Genomic DNA, 16128 nt, shown 5'->3' with positions numbered 1-16128 from the left:
GTCACTGGTAAACACAACAACTATAGCCAAACAATGGCTAGGATTATAGTCTCATTTTCTTATAAATTCAATTTTATACCATATATTATTGTGGTTTTAGTTTCTTTGTATTGTTACTTTGATAATTTCTCCTTTAATTCGGCTATAATATTCGTAATTTCCTCGTTATTCCAGTGTTCTGCATCTTTTAAATCTAAACCTACGCCAATTACTTTAGGTTCCTTTAATCCTGCCTTCTTAATCTCTTCCATTAACACTTCCATGAAAATTCCAGGTTTATTTATCATCTCAGCATTCCACGCATCTTCATCTCTAAGTGTTGGTGGGCCACCCCATTTTTTACTTGTAGGAGATAAATTAATTCCGCAAGATGGGCTTCCATCAACTCCTATAAGCACGACGTCGTATCCTTCCTTTTGGTACTCCTTTAACATTGTTATTATAGGCTTTGCCAGCATTCTACAATGCTCTCTATACCCTTCAGTATCATATTGATCTCTCACTTGCCACCATCTCCTTGCTCCAGCAAAAAGAGTTTCTGGGCAAGGCAATTGAAGAATTCCGTAATTATATTCATAAAGCAAATCTACAATCTCTTTAACCATTCCCTTATATTTTGCGAAGCCTATAACCTTAGAGTTCTGATTTAGAATACAGTTAGCAACTATTGCTACTTTTTTAGATCTAAAGTCCTTCATTGTTTAACACCGAATATTTTTCTAGTTTCTTCAGAATAATATCCATTTAATATTGAACCATTTAGCTCTTTTTGATATTTAGGAATTACCCAGAAGACCATTAGCGGTATATAAATTGCTCCAGATAGTAGGAAAGATAGAATCCAAGCATTATCTAGCGCTATGCTTTCCCCAGGATAGGGCAAATACAGAACTGCAGAGACTATAATGAACGTTATTACCGCAGCCGGATTTATTCCCTTCCAGTACCTAAATCTTCCTTTAGACAAGAAAATGTCAGCTAGGTCAAACTTAAAGTGCCTAATAACCGCATAATCGAATATTATTACTCCTTCTACGCTCCCTAGCAGGCCTCCGTAAGTTAATAGCCAATTATCTATATAACTATAAGCATTACCGTAATAACTCCAAGCGCCTAAAGCTAAACCTATTGCAATTAAGATAAGAGAACCTTTAAACCAGCTTAAATGCTTTGGGAAGGTGTTAGCTATATCGTAAGCAGGGCCTACGGCGTTAGCAAATACGTTTACCATGAAAGTTGCGAGGATGAATGCAAGGAGTATTAAAATACTAGTGGGAGCACTCAAATGAAGAGTGACCAAAACTATTGGATCCCATATAGGTTGCCCATAAAGTTTTAACGCAGCTGCAGTAGTCATTGTACCCATTATAGCTACGGCGAGCATTAAGAATGGCATAGGAATTTGACCTAAAGTTTGAGCGAATTGGCTTTTAGCAAACCTTGTATAGTCCGGCATTGTTAATGCCATAGTAGCCCAATAGGCTATGTTAGCATTTAGAAATGCAAGTATAGACAATATTGACGGTGAAGAAGTTGTTGGAGATAGTGTGAAGATATTAGCACTCCAGCCTACTTGAGACATGAAGTAAGCCCAAACTGCAATAAATGCAATTAGAATTATTGGTCCTCCTATCCTAGCTAACCACTTAAGTACTGGCTGGCTCTTATTTATTGGAGAAAAGTAAAATACTGCTATTTGTGCTAATATTACTGCAATAAATGTGCCCCAGAATATTGTTGGGAAATCTTTACTTAAGATAAATGGATAACATGCGTAGTGAGATACAGTATAAGCCACAACTGAAAGTTTTCCAGCTAATATTGCATAAATTGCAGTCGCTGCCTCAGTTATGATATAGGACTCTATTCCCCACCAACCTGCACCTATAATTGCCCTAACCCAGCTTGGGAATATTGCACCATAAATTCCCCACCTGGACCTAGTTAACTGGGGTTCCGCTAACCCATATCTAGCACCTCCGTGGGATTGAATTATCATAGGAATTAAGACTATGAGGTTTCCGAGGAAAACCATGGATATTGATTCTAAGATATTCAAGCCAAAAATTAATCCCACACTTGCCAATGTCCAGCTAGGTATAATGAAAACCATTGATACCCAAATTAGGAAATAAGTTGTAGGACCCCAGTTCCTATTCTTCACCGGTATTGGATGAACGTCTGCATTCCACAACAATTTTTCCTCTGGGAATACTGCATTTAACTCTACTTGACCTCTTTCTGGATAAAACTTTGTTATGGAGACGCGATCTAGTAATTTTTCCGTCATTTTCCATCACAGCAAAATGGGTGTTTTACCCGGTATATATTTACCGCTACCCTTTTTGCCTATTACTTGTCCTTCTTCATAAACAACTTCCCCTCTCCTTATAGTCATGACATTCCATCCTTCTACTTCCATTCCGTCATATATTGTATAATTAATATTACTATGAAGAACGTCAGCGGATATTCTGACTTTCCTATTAGGATCTATTACAGCAAAATCCGCATCGGAACCGGGCATTATGGTTCCCTTTCTTGGATATAGACCAAATAGCCTTGCAGGATTATATGAAGTAACTTCAACGAACCTTTCCATAGATATTATTCCCTTCTTTACTCCGTAATAAAATAAAATAGGTAGAATGTTCTCAGTTCCAGGGACGCCATTAGGAATCTCGTTGAAAGGCGGTACCTCTTCCTTGTATCTCTTCTTTTGGGCATCAGAGTATACGCAATGATCACTACCTATTGTGAAAATGTCACCAGAGGCTAGCCTTATCCATAGTTTAGTCCTTTGCTCGTCGCTTCTTAGCGGTGGGCTCATGACGTATCTATATCCATCTGGCCTCTTTAGAAAGTCAGTATTAAGCGTTAAATAGTGTGGAGCAGTTTCATTAAAGAACTTAAAACCTTGCCTTCTATAGGAAGATATAATATCAACTGCTTCGCCAGTAGAAGTGTGGACTATATACATCTTAACGTCTTTACCTATCATACTTGCGATAGATGCTATCCTGTTAGTTGCCTCTATTTCCATTATATCTGGCCTAGAATAATAGTGATATATAGGGTCTATCTTACCTTCTGAGAGAAATTCTTGTATGAGTTCATTAATAATTTCTCCGTTCTCAGCATGTATTCCCGTTACTCCTCCAAAATCACTTATTCTCTTTATTAATTTGTATAATTCTCCATCAGGTAACATTAATTCGTTTTTATAAGCCATAAATAGCTTAAAACTCACTACTCCTTTATTTATTACCTCTGGAATTTGTTCTAGAATTTTAGTATTAACTTCTCTTATAATCATATGCAGACCATAGTCTGATACTACTTTGGGATCAGCATTATTACTCCACTTCTCGTAAGCACTTAATAAATCTTGGCCCTTTGCAGGAGTTACGAAGTCTACAATGGTAGTCACTCCTCCAGCTATTGCAGCTCTACTGCCATAATAGAAGTCGTCAGCTGTAACTTCGCCCATGAAAGGAAATTCCATATGAGTGTGCCCGTCTATTAAACCTGGTACTAAATACTTTCCACTTAAATCTATTGTTTTATCTGCTTGCTCTTGTATATCTCCTCCTATTTTAGATATTTTACCGTCTTTTATTGCGATATCTCCTTCAAATGGACCTGAAGTAGTGAATGCTTTTACATTTTTTAAGAGTAGATCGTACGTCATAGAGGATTTTAACTTTATATATTTTATAAACGATACTCTCATTAATGTTAAAAAGTTTTTAATGAAAAAGATAAAGATTTTTGGAAATAGTACAAATAAAACTATGTAAGATTGAAATTTAAAGGACTATCTTCGCTTTTACTTTTGGAAAATAATTAAATGAAATAAAAGTCATACATTTATTCCGTTTAATTACATGACTTGATATGATAGATCTGTCAGTAAACTTCAACGGCGTGACCTTTCCAAATCCGTTTTTAGTGGGCTCAGGTCCAACTACTGGAAATCCTCAGAAAATAATTTCTGCTATAAAGGCAGGCTGGGGAGGAGTAGTAGTTAAAACCATAGGAGATTCAATAGTCAGGAAAGCAGTAAGGCCAATGTATGGAGCATTTAGGAAAAATAAGGAACTAATTGCATTCGAAAACCTGGAATTAATAACTGAGGATCCTCTAGATGTATGGGATAAATATATGAGGATAATAAAATCTGAAATAGGTAAAAGTAGTCCTATTATAGTAAGTATAATGGGAGGACCAGATTATTCAGAGTGGGTTAAGTTAGCAAGATGGGCAGAAGACAGAGGAGCTGATATGCTAGAATTAAACTTCGGCTGTCCGCACGGAGAGCCTGAAAGAAAGACTGGAGCATTTATTGGACAACATGCAGATCTTGTATTTAAATATACTAAAGAGGTTACATCTGCAGTAGGGATTCCAGTAATAGTTAAACTTACTCCGAATGTTACAGAAATTAGCGAGATAGCAAAAGAGGCTGAGAACGCTGGAGCTAAAGGAGTAACTGCAATAAATACAGTTAATGGTATAATAGGTGTTGATATAGAGAGAGCCCAACCATTACCAGACGTTAACGGTTATTCCGGTTACGGAGGAATTTCCGGACCTGCAATAAAACCAATAGGCTTAGCAGCAGTATCAAAGATTTATTCATCGACATCCTTACAAATAAGCGGAGTAGGAGGAATTTTTGATTGGAAAGACGCAGTAGAATACATAATGATGGGTTCTACAACAGTTCAGTCAGTTACTTACACTATGATTAAAGGGTTTGAATTCATAAGCGAATGGAAGAAAGAACTTGAATCATTTATGGAAAGGAAAGGTTATAAGGCTATTGAAGATATGATAGGTTTAGCTGCAAAGAAAATAAGGCCATATGAATTCTTAGAGAAAGTCACTAAGAGGAGAACTAGCGTTGATGAGGAAATGAGTATTGCAAGAGGTGAAATATATGGTTAAAATTGCAATGATACAAATGGGAGGAGTTGAGTCGAAAGAGGCAAATATAAAGAAGGCTTTAGACTATGCAAAGTCAGCAATAAAGGACGGGGCAGAATTAATTGTTTATAACGAATTATTTACAACACAGTATTTTGCTGCAACGGAAGATCCAAAGTTCTTTGACTTAGCAGAACCAGATGACGGACCTACAGTTAGGACTTTTGCAGAATTCTCAAAACAATATAAAGTAGGTATGGTAATAACGTTCTTCGAAGAAGACAAGAAAATTAGAGGAATATATTATGATACATCTGTTTTCATAAAAGACGGCAACGTGCTTGGTAAATACAGGAAAACTCACATACCTCAAGTTCCAGGTTATTATGAGAAATTCTACTTTAAGCCAGGGAAGGATTATCCAGTGTTTAATTTTGGTGAGTATAAAGTAGGAGGAGTAATATGTTATGACCGCCACTTCCCTGAAGGAATTAGAATATTAACGCTTAAAGGAGCAGACATAGTCACAATACCTACTACAACAAACTTCTATCCAGAGACATGGGAATTAGAGTTAAGAGCTCACGCAGCATTTAATACAATTTATGTTGTTGGCGTTAATAGGACTCCAGAAGTCTTCCAAGGTAGAGAAATAGATTATTTTGGCAAGAGCCTAGTGGCCGACCCTATGGGGAGAATATTAAAGGAAATGGATAGCCAAGAAGGATACGAAATAGTTGACGTAGACCTTAATTTCATTAGGGAAAGAAGGAAAAAGGCTCCATTCTTAAGGGACAGAAAACCCGAAAATTACACGGAAATATCATCAATATACATTGAAAGCCTCTAATGTGAGAAATTTTTATTTAATAATACAGAAGTGATTTCTTTCATGAAAGAAGATAAGATTAAAAGAAAAGTTCAAGAAGCATCTTCTGGAATTCCTGAACTGGGAAAAATAGGAAGAGAAATTGAAACTATAGGTGTACTGCCAGTTCCAGATAGCATGCGTAAAATATCTTCATTAGACGTCTTTATATTTTGGGCGATGGCTAGCGCTTCTGCCGCTACCCCATCGCATAACCCGTTTTATTGCTTCCTCTCTATCTAAGGATTGTATTTGCTATACCTTTTATAGATCAATATTTTTAATTTATCATCTCTTAAACCTTATATTTGCTGCTTTATATTCTCGGTCATAATGAAATTATCAAGATAGAATTTTTTATTAGTAATTCTTATCACGTAGTAAGGAAGTAGTTCTTATTTTTAAACCTTTGTGGAGTTTGAGTAAACAATATTTTTAAACTCTTGTGGAGTTTGAATACACAGATGATAGAAGAATACAATCCTTGGTGGATTTCTAAAGAGAGGATAGCTGAGATTGAGATATATAGAAAATATGAAGAGTCAGAAGTTAAGTGGGTTCCAGACGTTATTGGAAAAGTAAGTTTATCCCCTTACTCGCTAAACTTTATTTTCGGCCCTAGACAAGTAGGAAAGTCGACTGCTCTAATATTACTTATAAAGAAATTATTGGATGAGGGAAAAATAAATCCTAAGGCAATTTTCTATTTCTCTTGTGATAAATTAGCGGACTATAAAGAATTGGATGAGATCTTAGAGGAATATATAAAGTTTAGAAAGGCGAATAATATTTCATCATCTTTCATTTTTCTAGACGAGATAACTTATCCTAAGGAATGGTATAGGGCTTTAAAGAGTAGAATAGATAAAGGGGATTTCAGAAATGATGTCCTAGTTGTTACCGGGTCTTTATCGATGTCAGCAAAGAGGGAGATTGAAGCTTTTCCTGGAAGAAGAGGTAAAGGCAAGAATTTATTAATGTTTCCTTTACCTTTTTCGAAATATATAGAATTATTTAACGTTAAGATACAGAAGGGAGATCTGAGCTTCGTTCTTTCAAACTATATGCGAAATATTCAGTTCTTGCATGAATTAAACGATCTACTTGAAAAATATTTGATCACAGGAGGATTTCCTAACGCTATAAGGGACTACGTAAAATATGGGAAAGTGAGTGAGGAAACGATAAGTGATTTCATATCTAGTATAGTTAGTGAGGTAAATAAGTTAAAGAGAAGTGAAACTTTCTTTAAACTCACAATAAAAGGCATAATAGAAAGGACTTCTAGTGATTTTAGTTATCATACTCTCTCAAGGTCATTTGGAGTTGGCACAGTGAAGACTGCGATAAGTTATGTAGAACTTCTCCAGAAACTATACTTACTTAAAATTTTAGAGCAGGTAGACCTACAAGGTAATGTATTAATTAGGAAGGAAAAGAAGTTCTATTTTATAGACCCATTCATATATAGAGCATTTGCTTTTTGGACGTTAACTAACTTGCCTGAAGAGAGTAGACTAGTTGAAAGCGTGGTAATTCACCATCTATCTAGAATCTACGATACGTTTTATACCAAAGCAAAAGGAGAGATAGACGCTGTAGTAAAAAACGGGGAAGAAATGTTGGGATTTGAAGTGAAGTTTGGTAACGTTAAAGCTGAGAAGAAAATTTTGGGAAGAATGAAAAGAGTGTACATTTTAAGTAAGGATAAGGTAGAAGATAATGTAATACCAGTTTCAATATTCTTAGGAATGCTCGATATTCCTCAAGCTATTGAATTGAAAGTATTAACTTAGGTTACTAGAATATTTAATTCTCATTATCAATTATTCCTTCGTTATTATCACAATTCGGGCTAGGAGGGCCGAGGCATTACTTCACGCTAGGCGAGCACACTTCGCTAGGGTAGTCAATAACTCAGTGGGTCGTGAGGGATTTAACCACGGTAGTTGCGGTCTGCTTTGAGGGATTAAGCTTGACTAGTAAAATACGTCACAACTTGGTATAATATACACTCTGCTCTTGTGTAAAGTATGAGATGATTTGGTAGAACAAGTATTCAGAACCTTGAAGTTAAGGCTTACAATTTGGTAAACACTCCCACGCAACACTTCAAATAATAAGGTGAACTAGGCTTTCTTCACTTTATATATTGTTGGACACACTCATAAATTGGAAATAGATTTATGGGCTATAATAATCCTAATCCTCCAAATAATTCGTATAATTATCAAAAAGATAAAGAAGCATAATCAAAATAAGATTATATGCGCTCATTCTGATTATATCAATAATAATAGGTTTAGTTGGAGGTATTGCCCTAGTTCCCTTAATTCCTTTTATATTCCTAGCTACTGCATTTACAGAGATGGGGGTTAAGGGGGCTATCCATCCCCGCCAGCGATGCCTTCCGCCCCTTATATAAAGTTTTAATAATTGTTTATCTATTAGTGACGTTAATGATGCTCCTCCACAGCTCAAGTATGAGCAACCAGCAATTAGGTGAATGAAAGTCCTCACTCTTCCAATGCTCTGAGCCACCCTAATCGATGAACCCCTTGGGAGGTAAACCTTCAGGAGGAAGTCAGACGCAATCTAACTGTATTGTTTTCATCTATTGTTGATATTATTATTGGGCTGGCAATAATAGTTTTTATAATTAGCATTTTAGCATATTACGACTGAGAGAAGGATACGGAATATTAAAAACGCTCTCTCCTGATCCATTTACTGGGACAACATTGTTATTGATAGCCATACTACTGAGTATCTTAGGTTTAATAGTTATAGGATTTAGTATAGTTTCCATTGTCCCTATTATTGTAAAACATCTAATTTCTTATTCAAACATTTCGTCTCCATTTTATTAGGACTGATACTTACTATAGCAGGAATAATGAGTTTGATAGGAAATATATTAGCTATAATTATAGGTAGCTATAATTTAAGTAAAAGATACAAAGAAGAAGGATTTAGAACTGTGGCCTATCTTTTCATAATAGTCTTAATATTATCATTATTTAACATTCCATCTAACATCTTTACAATATCATTACTTAACACTTTACCTAAAATCTTTACAATTATATCTTCTATAATATATTTTATAGGTATAAAGTTAATTTATACTTCTGCGAGCAATGTACTAAAAAGATTTCAGTAAGGATACTCTTCGAAGCTCAGACAATTCTGAGTTATGTAAAAGTACTAAAATTGAAAGTTAGAAATTAAATTTATTTTTTATTGCTCATAAATATCTTTCAACGGATCTATAAAAGGAAATTTTTAGTTCAGATATTATTGATAAAATGAGAAACTAACCTAACTCAGCTGGTAGAATTGTTTTCGAGTAAGCATAGAGTCTGGGCATTCTTCAGAAATTAATGGGAAACTATGTTATTAGTTAAGAGTATTATAATAGGCCTTAATGTCCAAAAGGTCTATAGGACCCTAACTTTATCTACAACCTTAACACCTCCTACTTAGACAAGTCCAAGTTAGTAGCCCTAGGGTAAACGGGATCTCCTCTTCCTCCCTAGTGTAGACAAGCTAAACTTAGCCTCATCCCTCCTATATATAATCCCCGTCTCCTAATAGACATTCAACTGGAACGGCAATCACGTGAAATGAGTTTGATCATTTCTATTCCAGAAGCTATTATGCTCGGTATAATAAATAGTGGATAAAATTGCAATGAAAAGTAAGCATTAACCATTATCATTATAAAGTAAAGTGAAGATATACCCCACAATACCTTACTCAATCTTGAAGTAAGACTAGGAATAACAGAAACAAACAATCCAAGACCTATTAAAGAAAGAATAGAAAAAATGAAAATATTAGGAAGAAAATAGAAGATGAAGAGAACTATAAAATACCCAACTAATAAACCAATAACGTAATCCTTACCAGAAACAAAAAAGAAAAACAAGAAAAGCAAGGGAATACCAACAAACTGAACACCTAAAAATATTTCACGCGTTAAAGGAGTATAAAACAAGAAGGAAGGAACAGGAAAAGAACTAACAGTCAAAAAAGCACTCAAATCATAAAATAATACAAATAAGAAAAAGAACAACAAATAAACAATATAAAAATAAACCAACTTCTTCATGCTAACCACCATAATAATAAGAAGAGTAATTCATAACAAAACCCAATAAAGGCGAATAATTCAAATAACTAACATAAACATGACCAGCTCCAAGAACTTGACAAGTATAAGTATCAAACGGCAGATATACATTTACAATAGTATTTATAAAGATAAAGTAATTTTCTATTTGATTACTACTGCTGAAGAAGAAATATTCATTAGCATCAAAACCAATTAAAGCATCAACAATTGGAGACTCAATCCCTACTTCAAGAGCCAGGATACTGATAACTAGATCTAAAGCATCAAGAGCTACACTAGCAATCCTATTATTATGCACATATTCCTCGAATGAATTCGCACAAAAACAAAAACCCAGTTTGTTTATGTAAATATTTCCTGTAGTTGTAATTTTACCATCTCTCCACTGAACATAACCATATTGACCACTTTTCTGATTCCCAATAAATTCCTCAAAATAATTATAAAACAGTGTAACACTACCATTACCCGTTTTCAAATAATAAGTATACTCACCAGTAGAATTAGTGTAAATAACACGAGTTAAACCATTACAACTCTCAATAGCATAACCAATGCATGGACTAGCCCACAAAATCTCAAAAACAGTAAGATAATCATTCAATGGAACATAGGGTGTACCATAATTTTTAACATGTGAAGGCTCATACTCATACACTTGGTAAATAACTACTGCAATCGTAGCATTATAATAAGTATAAATAGTAGGATCAAACAACTTAGAAACATGAGATTTATAATATGCTGCATGAGTCTCCCAGTTTACGTTGGCCGAATAGGAAACTCCTATATACGGACCACCGTAATTACTAGAATTACTTACCGCATACCAACTAACCTTACCTTCAAGTATAGTAAAAAGAGATATGATAGTGTAATTATCGTTTTTATTCACGTTATTGCTTATTGTTATCCAATTTAATGGTACTGAGAAGTTGTAGAAGTATATTACGCATGTGACTGGCACGTATTCGCATTTGCCTCCTACAAGGACTGGTGGTTCTTCATACACTTCTTTGCTCATGTTTACTATGTAAGCATATTTTTCTCCACTACGACCGTAACAACATCCACTACAACCTGGTGTTCCTTCATACACTTCTTTGTGTATTTTATTATTTTCTTGTTGAATTATTGTGTTATTCAATTTTATTAATTGAGGTATTATGTTGATCTTTGCTACTATTTGTATTGGTTGGTTTTTTAATACCCAATTTGGGTTATACTCTATTTCTTCTGCGCTTGTGAATGTTTCATTCCCTTTCGTGTATGTTGCTATTACTAGGAGTGAGGTATTCTCATTCTCGTATTTTTTCCATGGTTTTACGTAATATTTTTTCCATGGTTTTACGTAATTTTCTATTGATGTGAATGGTATTTTTAATGATTCTCCGTAAAACTCTTTATAGAATATTACTTTCTGAGGTTGGTTAATGTAAACTGATATTATTGCGTTCACTGGTGCATTATTTAAGTACGCTTTAATTATGAATGATGGGTCAATGACGTTTTTGAAGTATTCTATTATTCCGTTTGATGTTATTTGGTATCCTATTAGTATTGGTGTGAATAAGTAAAGTATTGATAATCCTACAGTAGACGCAACAATTACTATTGTGAATATTGTTAGTATTTTATTAATCCTTCTACTCACAAATAGTTATATGAAATTTTCCTATATAAACATTTTCTACTGCTCCATGTCAAAATTACTCTTTCTTCATTAAGAATCCCGTAGTCCATGAGCTTCTTTACTAAAGGCTTTGGATAGTAATGAGAGTAAAGGTCAATAGCTGTTTTGCTCATATTTTCCCCTTACTAAAATCTTACCTTTCCTCTGTTAAGAATATCTAAAGGATCAACTTTTCTCTTCAGTTCAATTATTTTTTGCATAACGTAAGGATCTTCATGGTAATCGTTTATTTGGTAAGAGTGAAGGTTATAATAATATCCGTAATCACGTAGAATGGACATTATAAGATCAAAATTTTCCACGTCTGACATAAATACAGAATACACTATTGGTTGCGACTTAATAATCATCACGTCACCGTGAATCATTATAGAAGAGCCCAGCTTATTTTTTAAGATCGTTGAGATTTCTAGGAACGACTTAAGATCTATTAATTTAGCCTCGTAATGATAATTCTTAAAAGGACTTTTTCTATTAAAATACACATATATAGCGGCGAAGGCGATAGTATCGAAAATCTTATCGATTCTAGTTCCTAGCTTAAGCTTGGATGAGAGAATAACATTCCATCTATCCCCATCTTTAGAAGTGACCCTTGTAAATGTATCGTAATCCTCAATAGTAACCCTTCTGGTCTTCATGGGATCACTTAGTAACAATTTCATGGTACTCATCACACAGCTTATATCCTTACAAAAGACAACTTGTTCCTCCCAGTCCTCTTTATTTACGGTTGAGAATTCAGCCCTCGTAACTACACCAGTAGTTCCAGCTGCCTGGGCAATACCTAAAATGTCATCTCCTCTCAGTTCAACTTCAGCCTTAGGTGAAATGATCTTGGCTGATAATAAAGCTTTATGATAAAAGTATCCGTATTGAAAGGCACCGATTCCTACATTTCCAGCTCCTATATATCCTCCTACTGTAGCTATATGGTAACTACTGGGAAAAACCATTAATTCCTTATTATCATTTTCTAGTTCTTTCAGTACATCAATGATCTTAGTACCCGGAAATAAGCTTACGCTGTTGTTATTTAGTTCTATTATCCCTTTAAAGTCCTTTATATCTACCATTATTCCACCATAAATTGGAATTGTTTGTCCTAGCGTACCACTCTTAAAGGTATAAGTGGAATACTATGTTTAGAACACAAATCAACTAATTTTCTAATATCTTCTTCATCTCTTGCTCTAACAATAACGTCTGGTGCTCTCTCTAATCTCTTTAGAGAAGGTGAGATATTATAAGGAGAACTTCCCTCTTTTTTAAGTTTCTCTTCATCTAAGATAATTTGTTCTTGTGGAAAAACATTTTCTAGTTCCCTAATAATATAAGTTATTTTCATATCTTTTTTCATATCTTTCACCCATTGCCGACTCATTTTAAACCTCTAATTTTGGAATCTTACTATTACTATAAAATATACTGAAAAATGATAAAAACATTTTAATAACTTTATTATTCGATACATTAATATTTCTTTACCTTATTAAGTGCCAGATAAAGTAATAGGCTCACAGCTACCGATAGATACCACCCATAGTCATATAAAGGCGATAAAGATGGTATTGCAAATCCTATGATAGGAATTCCGAAAGCCACCGCTAAAACTAGAATTGCTTTCCAATTTATACCTTCACTATACCAATACTGTCCTCTAGGCATGAAAAGATCTACTAGGCTCAAGTTAGTCTTCCTCATTATCCAATAGTCTGCAATCATGATTCCTGCTATTGCTCCTAATCCTGCTCCTATTATGTTTAATAGATTAAATATCGTAGAGGCGTTATTGTACCATAACTGCGGTACGTAGAATAAGGCTACTATAGCAGCTACTATAGCTGATACGCTCCACGTTTTTAATTTTCTAGGGAATAATGCTATTAGATCATATACTGGGGATACTATATTTGCAGCTACGTTAACTGAAACTGTAGCTATTACTAAGCTCAATCCAGTTATTAATACTAAGAATTGGTTTCCGGTAAATAGATACATTATATTTACTGGATTTACATATTTGAGTGCCTCACTAGATGGAATGTGATATATATAGCTCATTGTAGAAGTAATTCCTACAGCTATGAATGAGAATAGAGTGACTACAATAGGTAGACCTATTGCTTGTCCTATTAGTTGATCTTTCTGAGACTTTGAAAATCTAGTAAAATCAGGAATATTAAGAACTAATGTAGCCCAAACTCCAGCCATAGAAGCTATTGATAACCCTATCTCAGCAGGTGTGGCAGAACCGGTTACAGTAAATAAGGGACCTAACCCGTGAGCTCTCTCTATTCCATAAGCAAATAAACCACCCAACGTCACAACAATTAGAGGACCTGCTATAAGTTCAAAATTCTTAACCTCGTTCATTCCTCTGAACAAGACTATAACATTCAGAAACCAGAAGATGAAGAAAGATATAGCTAAATGTGCAGGCATACCTAATATATTTGCTGTTAGAGATTCCCAAGAAGGATAAAACACTGATATAACAGCATCAATTAGTGTACCTCCTACATAAGTTTGAACAGCAAACCAGAATAAGGCCACAGCAGCTCTCATAATTACTGGTAATGAGGAACCCTTAAGTCCAAACATCGGTCTAACCGCCACTGGATACGGAATTCCCCATTTGGCACCTATATGTCCATTAAGGTATAATGCTATTAGTAGAGTGCCATATGCAAATCCTATAATAAACAATGCTAAAGGAGCACCGTATTGAAAAGTTAATAGCCCTGCAAGCTCGAAGGCTACTACGTTGTGAGACATACCGGCCCATATTGTAGAATAGTTTATCCAATTCCAGTTTTTCATAGCTTTAGGAACCGGAATTAGGTTTTCATTATAATAGTCGGGAGATATAGTAGCTTGTCCTTGTCCGTAATCAGATAGATCTAACTTTAGATTGGATAACTTCTCTTGAGCCATTGTAAGTAGTGAGTTGGTTAAATAGTATTTAAGCTTTTACAAGGAATAGTATGAATACTTTCCAAAAATTTAATCCTAAATAGCACGAATAAGATCAAAAGTTATCTTAGTTATACGAAAATATATTTAAAATAAAGTCAAATGTATATTGGTACTGTATGCAGGATACATACTACATATCTGTCACAATAGATGTAGATGCAATGGCTGGTTGGTTAGGTTCGTACGGAGGTGAGGATTCATTATGTGATCTATCCAGAGGAGAGTTTGCTGGGAAAATAGGCGTACCGAGATTGCTTAACTTACTGGAGTCGTTCAATATAAAAGCTAGATTTTCCCTTCCCTAATGCCAAATTCGCTAGATGCTAAGTACGTCTCCACAGTTTGTGTGGAAATGTTATAGTCTTGACGTCTTAAAAAATTTTTATATAATCCAGAAATTTCTAATACATGCTCACTAATAGAAGAGAAGTCCTTAAGATTTCCTTTTCAGCGTTTTTCGCAGATTTGGGATATCAAGCAGCTGTAGCTTCTTTCCCCATAATTTTAGTATTCTATTTTCATGCCCCCATCTTCGTTTACGGTATCGCAGAGTCATTAAATTACGGCGGAGGTAGTTTAATGTCACTTCTTGGAGGTTACCTTGCGGATAAATACGGTAGAAAGAAGATAGGAGTAATCGGGAACTCGTTGATTGTAATACTTTCCTTCACTGGTTTGGCTGCAAATTATATACAAGCTATAATCCTTTTTATGTTAGGTTGGTGGTTTAGGAATTTTAGAACTCCTGCAAGGAGGGCAATGGTTAGCGAAGTTACTCAAGAAAATGAAAGATCTGAAGCTTATGGAATTCTCCACGCCCTTGATATAGGAGGGGCGGCTCTTGCAATACTTTATTTGACGATAGCCTTGTATTTAGGAATTAAGGCTACAGTTGTAGTGTTGCTTACCGCAATACCACTCGTGATCTCAACAATACTTCTAGCAATGGTTAAAGCTGGAGGTAAAGGCAAACCTAAGCTCATGGTTAGGAAAGGCTGGATATTAGTAATCTCAACAATGTTCTTTGCATTTAGTCAATATAGTTTCGGTTTTCCGATAATTACTACTGCAGAATTTACTCATAAGCTATACTTAGCGACCATAACTTACGGAGTATTCTTAGTTTCGTCTGCACTTTTCGGATATATTTTTGGAAAATTGAGGTTAAGTGAATATAAAGCTCTAGCGTTTCTAGGTTATCTATTAGCCTCATTAGCTTCTTTAGGTTTTGCTTTTCTTTCGCCTTTAGGTTTAATTGGAATTTACCCATTATCTTTCCTAATGGGTATAGCTGTTGCATCTACAGAAACATTCGAGCCTACTATAATCTCCAAATTAAGCAAAGGCGAAGTAGGAACTTCAATGGGTGCATTATCTTTAGGTAGGAGCATAGGGCTATTAATAGGTAACACAGCCATGGGTTTCTTATATCAAATAAGCTTCTCTTATGCTTACGCTTTTGCCTCCATAATGTCATTCATAGCGTTTATGATAGTGTTGACTTCATTAAGAGAATGAAGA

General features: G+C 34.9%; 17 protein-coding genes. 7 read left to right on the top strand and 10 right to left on the bottom strand.

Annotated elements, in window-relative coordinates:
• Positions 1-113 precede the first annotated feature (113 nt).
• The 3 genes from D1867_RS12250 to hydA are packed head-to-tail and all read right to left on the bottom strand — an operon-like array spanning position 114 to position 3691.
• A complete protein-coding gene (locus D1867_RS12250) occupies positions 114-698 on the bottom strand; it encodes a CD3072 family TudS-related putative desulfidase (RefSeq protein WP_205737141.1) in 585 nt (194 codons plus the stop codon).
• Entirely contained in the window at positions 695-2290 is a 1596-nt protein-coding gene (locus D1867_RS06850; RefSeq protein WP_155863338.1) for an NCS1 family nucleobase:cation symporter-1, read from the bottom strand. The genes D1867_RS12250 and D1867_RS06850 overlap by 4 nt, the downstream gene beginning before the upstream one ends.
• Before the next feature lie 6 nt (positions 2291-2296).
• Positions 2297-3691 (bottom strand): dihydropyrimidinase, encoded by a 1395-nt coding sequence (hydA, locus tag D1867_RS06845; RefSeq protein WP_162309160.1) that lies wholly within the window; start codon positions 3689-3691, stop codon positions 2297-2299.
• 206 nt (positions 3692-3897) lie between these two features.
• Between hydA and preA the strand changes: the two genes are divergently transcribed.
• The 4 genes from preA (at position 3898) to D1867_RS06825 (ending at position 7593) form a co-directional block, all read left to right on the top strand.
• Positions 3898-4950 (top strand): NAD-dependent dihydropyrimidine dehydrogenase subunit PreA, encoded by a 1053-nt coding sequence (gene preA / locus D1867_RS06840; RefSeq protein ID WP_155863336.1) that lies wholly within the window; start codon positions 3898-3900, stop codon positions 4948-4950.
• On the top strand, positions 4943-5779 hold the full coding sequence (locus D1867_RS06835; RefSeq protein ID WP_155863335.1) for a carbon-nitrogen hydrolase family protein: 837 nt from the start codon (positions 4943-4945) through the stop codon (positions 5777-5779). The genes preA and D1867_RS06835 overlap by 8 nt, the downstream gene beginning before the upstream one ends.
• Before the next feature lie 42 nt (positions 5780-5821).
• Positions 5822-6040, top strand: coding sequence for a hypothetical protein (locus D1867_RS06830; RefSeq protein WP_155863334.1), 219 nt, complete (start codon positions 5822-5824; stop codon positions 6038-6040).
• A 221-nt stretch (positions 6041-6261) separates the two neighbouring features.
• Entirely contained in the window at positions 6262-7593 is a 1332-nt protein-coding gene (locus D1867_RS06825) for an ATP-binding protein (protein WP_155863333.1), read from the top strand.
• Positions 7594-7999: 406 nt separating this feature from the next.
• Here D1867_RS06825 and D1867_RS06820 read toward each other — a convergent pair whose 3' ends face one another.
• Positions 8000-8338, bottom strand: a complete 339-nt coding sequence (locus D1867_RS06820; protein ID WP_155863332.1) for a hypothetical protein — start codon at positions 8336-8338, stop codon at positions 8000-8002.
• Between the two features lie 361 nt (positions 8339-8699).
• Here D1867_RS06820 and D1867_RS06815 point away from each other — a divergent pair, with 361 nt between their 5' ends.
• Positions 8700-8960 (top strand): hypothetical protein, encoded by a 261-nt coding sequence (locus tag D1867_RS06815; protein WP_155863331.1) that lies wholly within the window; start codon positions 8700-8702, stop codon positions 8958-8960.
• A 438-nt stretch (positions 8961-9398) separates the two neighbouring features.
• Here D1867_RS06815 and D1867_RS06810 read toward each other — a convergent pair whose 3' ends face one another.
• The 6 genes from D1867_RS06810 to D1867_RS06785 form a co-directional block, all read right to left on the bottom strand.
• Complete coding sequence (locus D1867_RS06810; protein ID WP_155863330.1) at positions 9399-9911, bottom strand: hypothetical protein; 513 nt, start codon at positions 9909-9911, stop codon at positions 9399-9401.
• Between the two features lies 1 nt (position 9912).
• Entirely contained in the window at positions 9913-11589 is a 1677-nt protein-coding gene (locus D1867_RS06805; protein ID WP_155863329.1) for a hypothetical protein, read from the bottom strand.
• A complete protein-coding gene (locus D1867_RS06800; RefSeq protein WP_155863328.1) occupies positions 11586-11741 on the bottom strand; it encodes a hypothetical protein in 156 nt (51 codons plus the stop codon). The genes D1867_RS06805 and D1867_RS06800 overlap by 4 nt, the downstream gene beginning before the upstream one ends.
• Positions 11742-11753: 12 nt before the next feature.
• Positions 11754-12704, bottom strand: coding sequence for an FAD-binding protein (locus tag D1867_RS06795; protein WP_155863327.1), 951 nt, complete (start codon positions 12702-12704; stop codon positions 11754-11756).
• Between the two features lie 29 nt (positions 12705-12733).
• Positions 12734-12988 (bottom strand): hypothetical protein, encoded by a 255-nt coding sequence (locus D1867_RS06790; protein ID WP_155863326.1) that lies wholly within the window; start codon positions 12986-12988, stop codon positions 12734-12736.
• Positions 12989-13101: 113 nt separating this feature from the next.
• Complete coding sequence (locus tag D1867_RS06785; protein ID WP_155863325.1) at positions 13102-14565, bottom strand: NCS1 family nucleobase:cation symporter-1; 1464 nt, start codon at positions 14563-14565, stop codon at positions 13102-13104.
• 158 nt (positions 14566-14723) lie between these two features.
• On the opposite strand from D1867_RS06785, the gene D1867_RS06780 reads away from it, so the two are divergent.
• Together D1867_RS06780 and D1867_RS06775 are read left to right on the top strand one after the other, a co-directional pair.
• Positions 14724-14912: a polysaccharide deacetylase family protein gene (locus tag D1867_RS06780; protein ID WP_155863324.1), complete on the top strand. Its 189-nt coding sequence runs from the start codon at positions 14724-14726 to the stop codon at positions 14910-14912.
• Positions 14913-15015: 103 nt separating this feature from the next.
• A complete protein-coding gene (locus D1867_RS06775; RefSeq protein WP_155863323.1) occupies positions 15016-16125 on the top strand; it encodes an MFS transporter in 1110 nt (369 codons plus the stop codon).
• The last annotated feature ends 3 nt before the right edge of the window (positions 16126-16128 follow it).

This window comes from Acidianus infernus (assembly GCF_009729545.1).
GTDB classification, from domain to species: Archaea; Thermoproteota; Thermoprotei_A; order Sulfolobales; family Sulfolobaceae; genus Acidianus; species Acidianus infernus.
This window is presented reverse-complemented; position numbering and strand designations above follow the sequence as displayed.

What these genes read in the sequence shown, in the direction of transcription:
- D1867_RS12250 (WP_205737141.1), bottom strand. Translation starts at nt 698, where the DNA reads ATGAAGGACTTTAGATCTAAAAAAGTAGCAATAGTTGCTAACTGTATT.
- D1867_RS06850 (WP_155863338.1), bottom strand. Translation starts at nt 2,290, where the DNA reads ATGACGGAAAAATTACTAGATCGCGTCTCCATAACAAAGTTTTATCCA.
- hydA (WP_162309160.1), bottom strand. Translation starts at nt 3,691, where the DNA reads ATGACGTACGATCTACTCTTAAAAAATGTAAAAGCATTCACTACTTCA.
- preA (WP_155863336.1), top strand. Translation starts at nt 3,898, where the DNA reads ATGATAGATCTGTCAGTAAACTTCAACGGCGTGACCTTTCCAAATCCG.
- D1867_RS06835 (WP_155863335.1), top strand. Translation starts at nt 4,943, where the DNA reads ATGGTTAAAATTGCAATGATACAAATGGGAGGAGTTGAGTCGAAAGAG.
- D1867_RS06830 (WP_155863334.1), top strand. Translation starts at nt 5,822, where the DNA reads ATGAAAGAAGATAAGATTAAAAGAAAAGTTCAAGAAGCATCTTCTGGA.
- D1867_RS06825 (WP_155863333.1), top strand. Translation starts at nt 6,262, where the DNA reads ATGATAGAAGAATACAATCCTTGGTGGATTTCTAAAGAGAGGATAGCT.
- D1867_RS06810 (WP_155863330.1), bottom strand. Translation starts at nt 9,911, where the DNA reads ATGAAGAAGTTGGTTTATTTTTATATTGTTTATTTGTTGTTCTTTTTC.
- D1867_RS06800 (WP_155863328.1), bottom strand. Translation starts at nt 11,741, where the DNA reads ATGAGCAAAACAGCTATTGACCTTTACTCTCATTACTATCCAAAGCCT.
- D1867_RS06795 (WP_155863327.1), bottom strand. Translation starts at nt 12,704, where the DNA reads ATGGTAGATATAAAGGACTTTAAAGGGATAATAGAACTAAATAACAAC.
- D1867_RS06790 (WP_155863326.1), bottom strand. Translation starts at nt 12,988, where the DNA reads ATGAAAAAAGATATGAAAATAACTTATATTATTAGGGAACTAGAAAAT.
- D1867_RS06785 (WP_155863325.1), bottom strand. Translation starts at nt 14,565, where the DNA reads ATGGCTCAAGAGAAGTTATCCAATCTAAAGTTAGATCTATCTGATTAC.
- D1867_RS06780 (WP_155863324.1), top strand. Translation starts at nt 14,724, where the DNA reads ATGCAGGATACATACTACATATCTGTCACAATAGATGTAGATGCAATG.
- D1867_RS06775 (WP_155863323.1), top strand. Translation starts at nt 15,016, where the DNA reads ATGCTCACTAATAGAAGAGAAGTCCTTAAGATTTCCTTTTCAGCGTTT.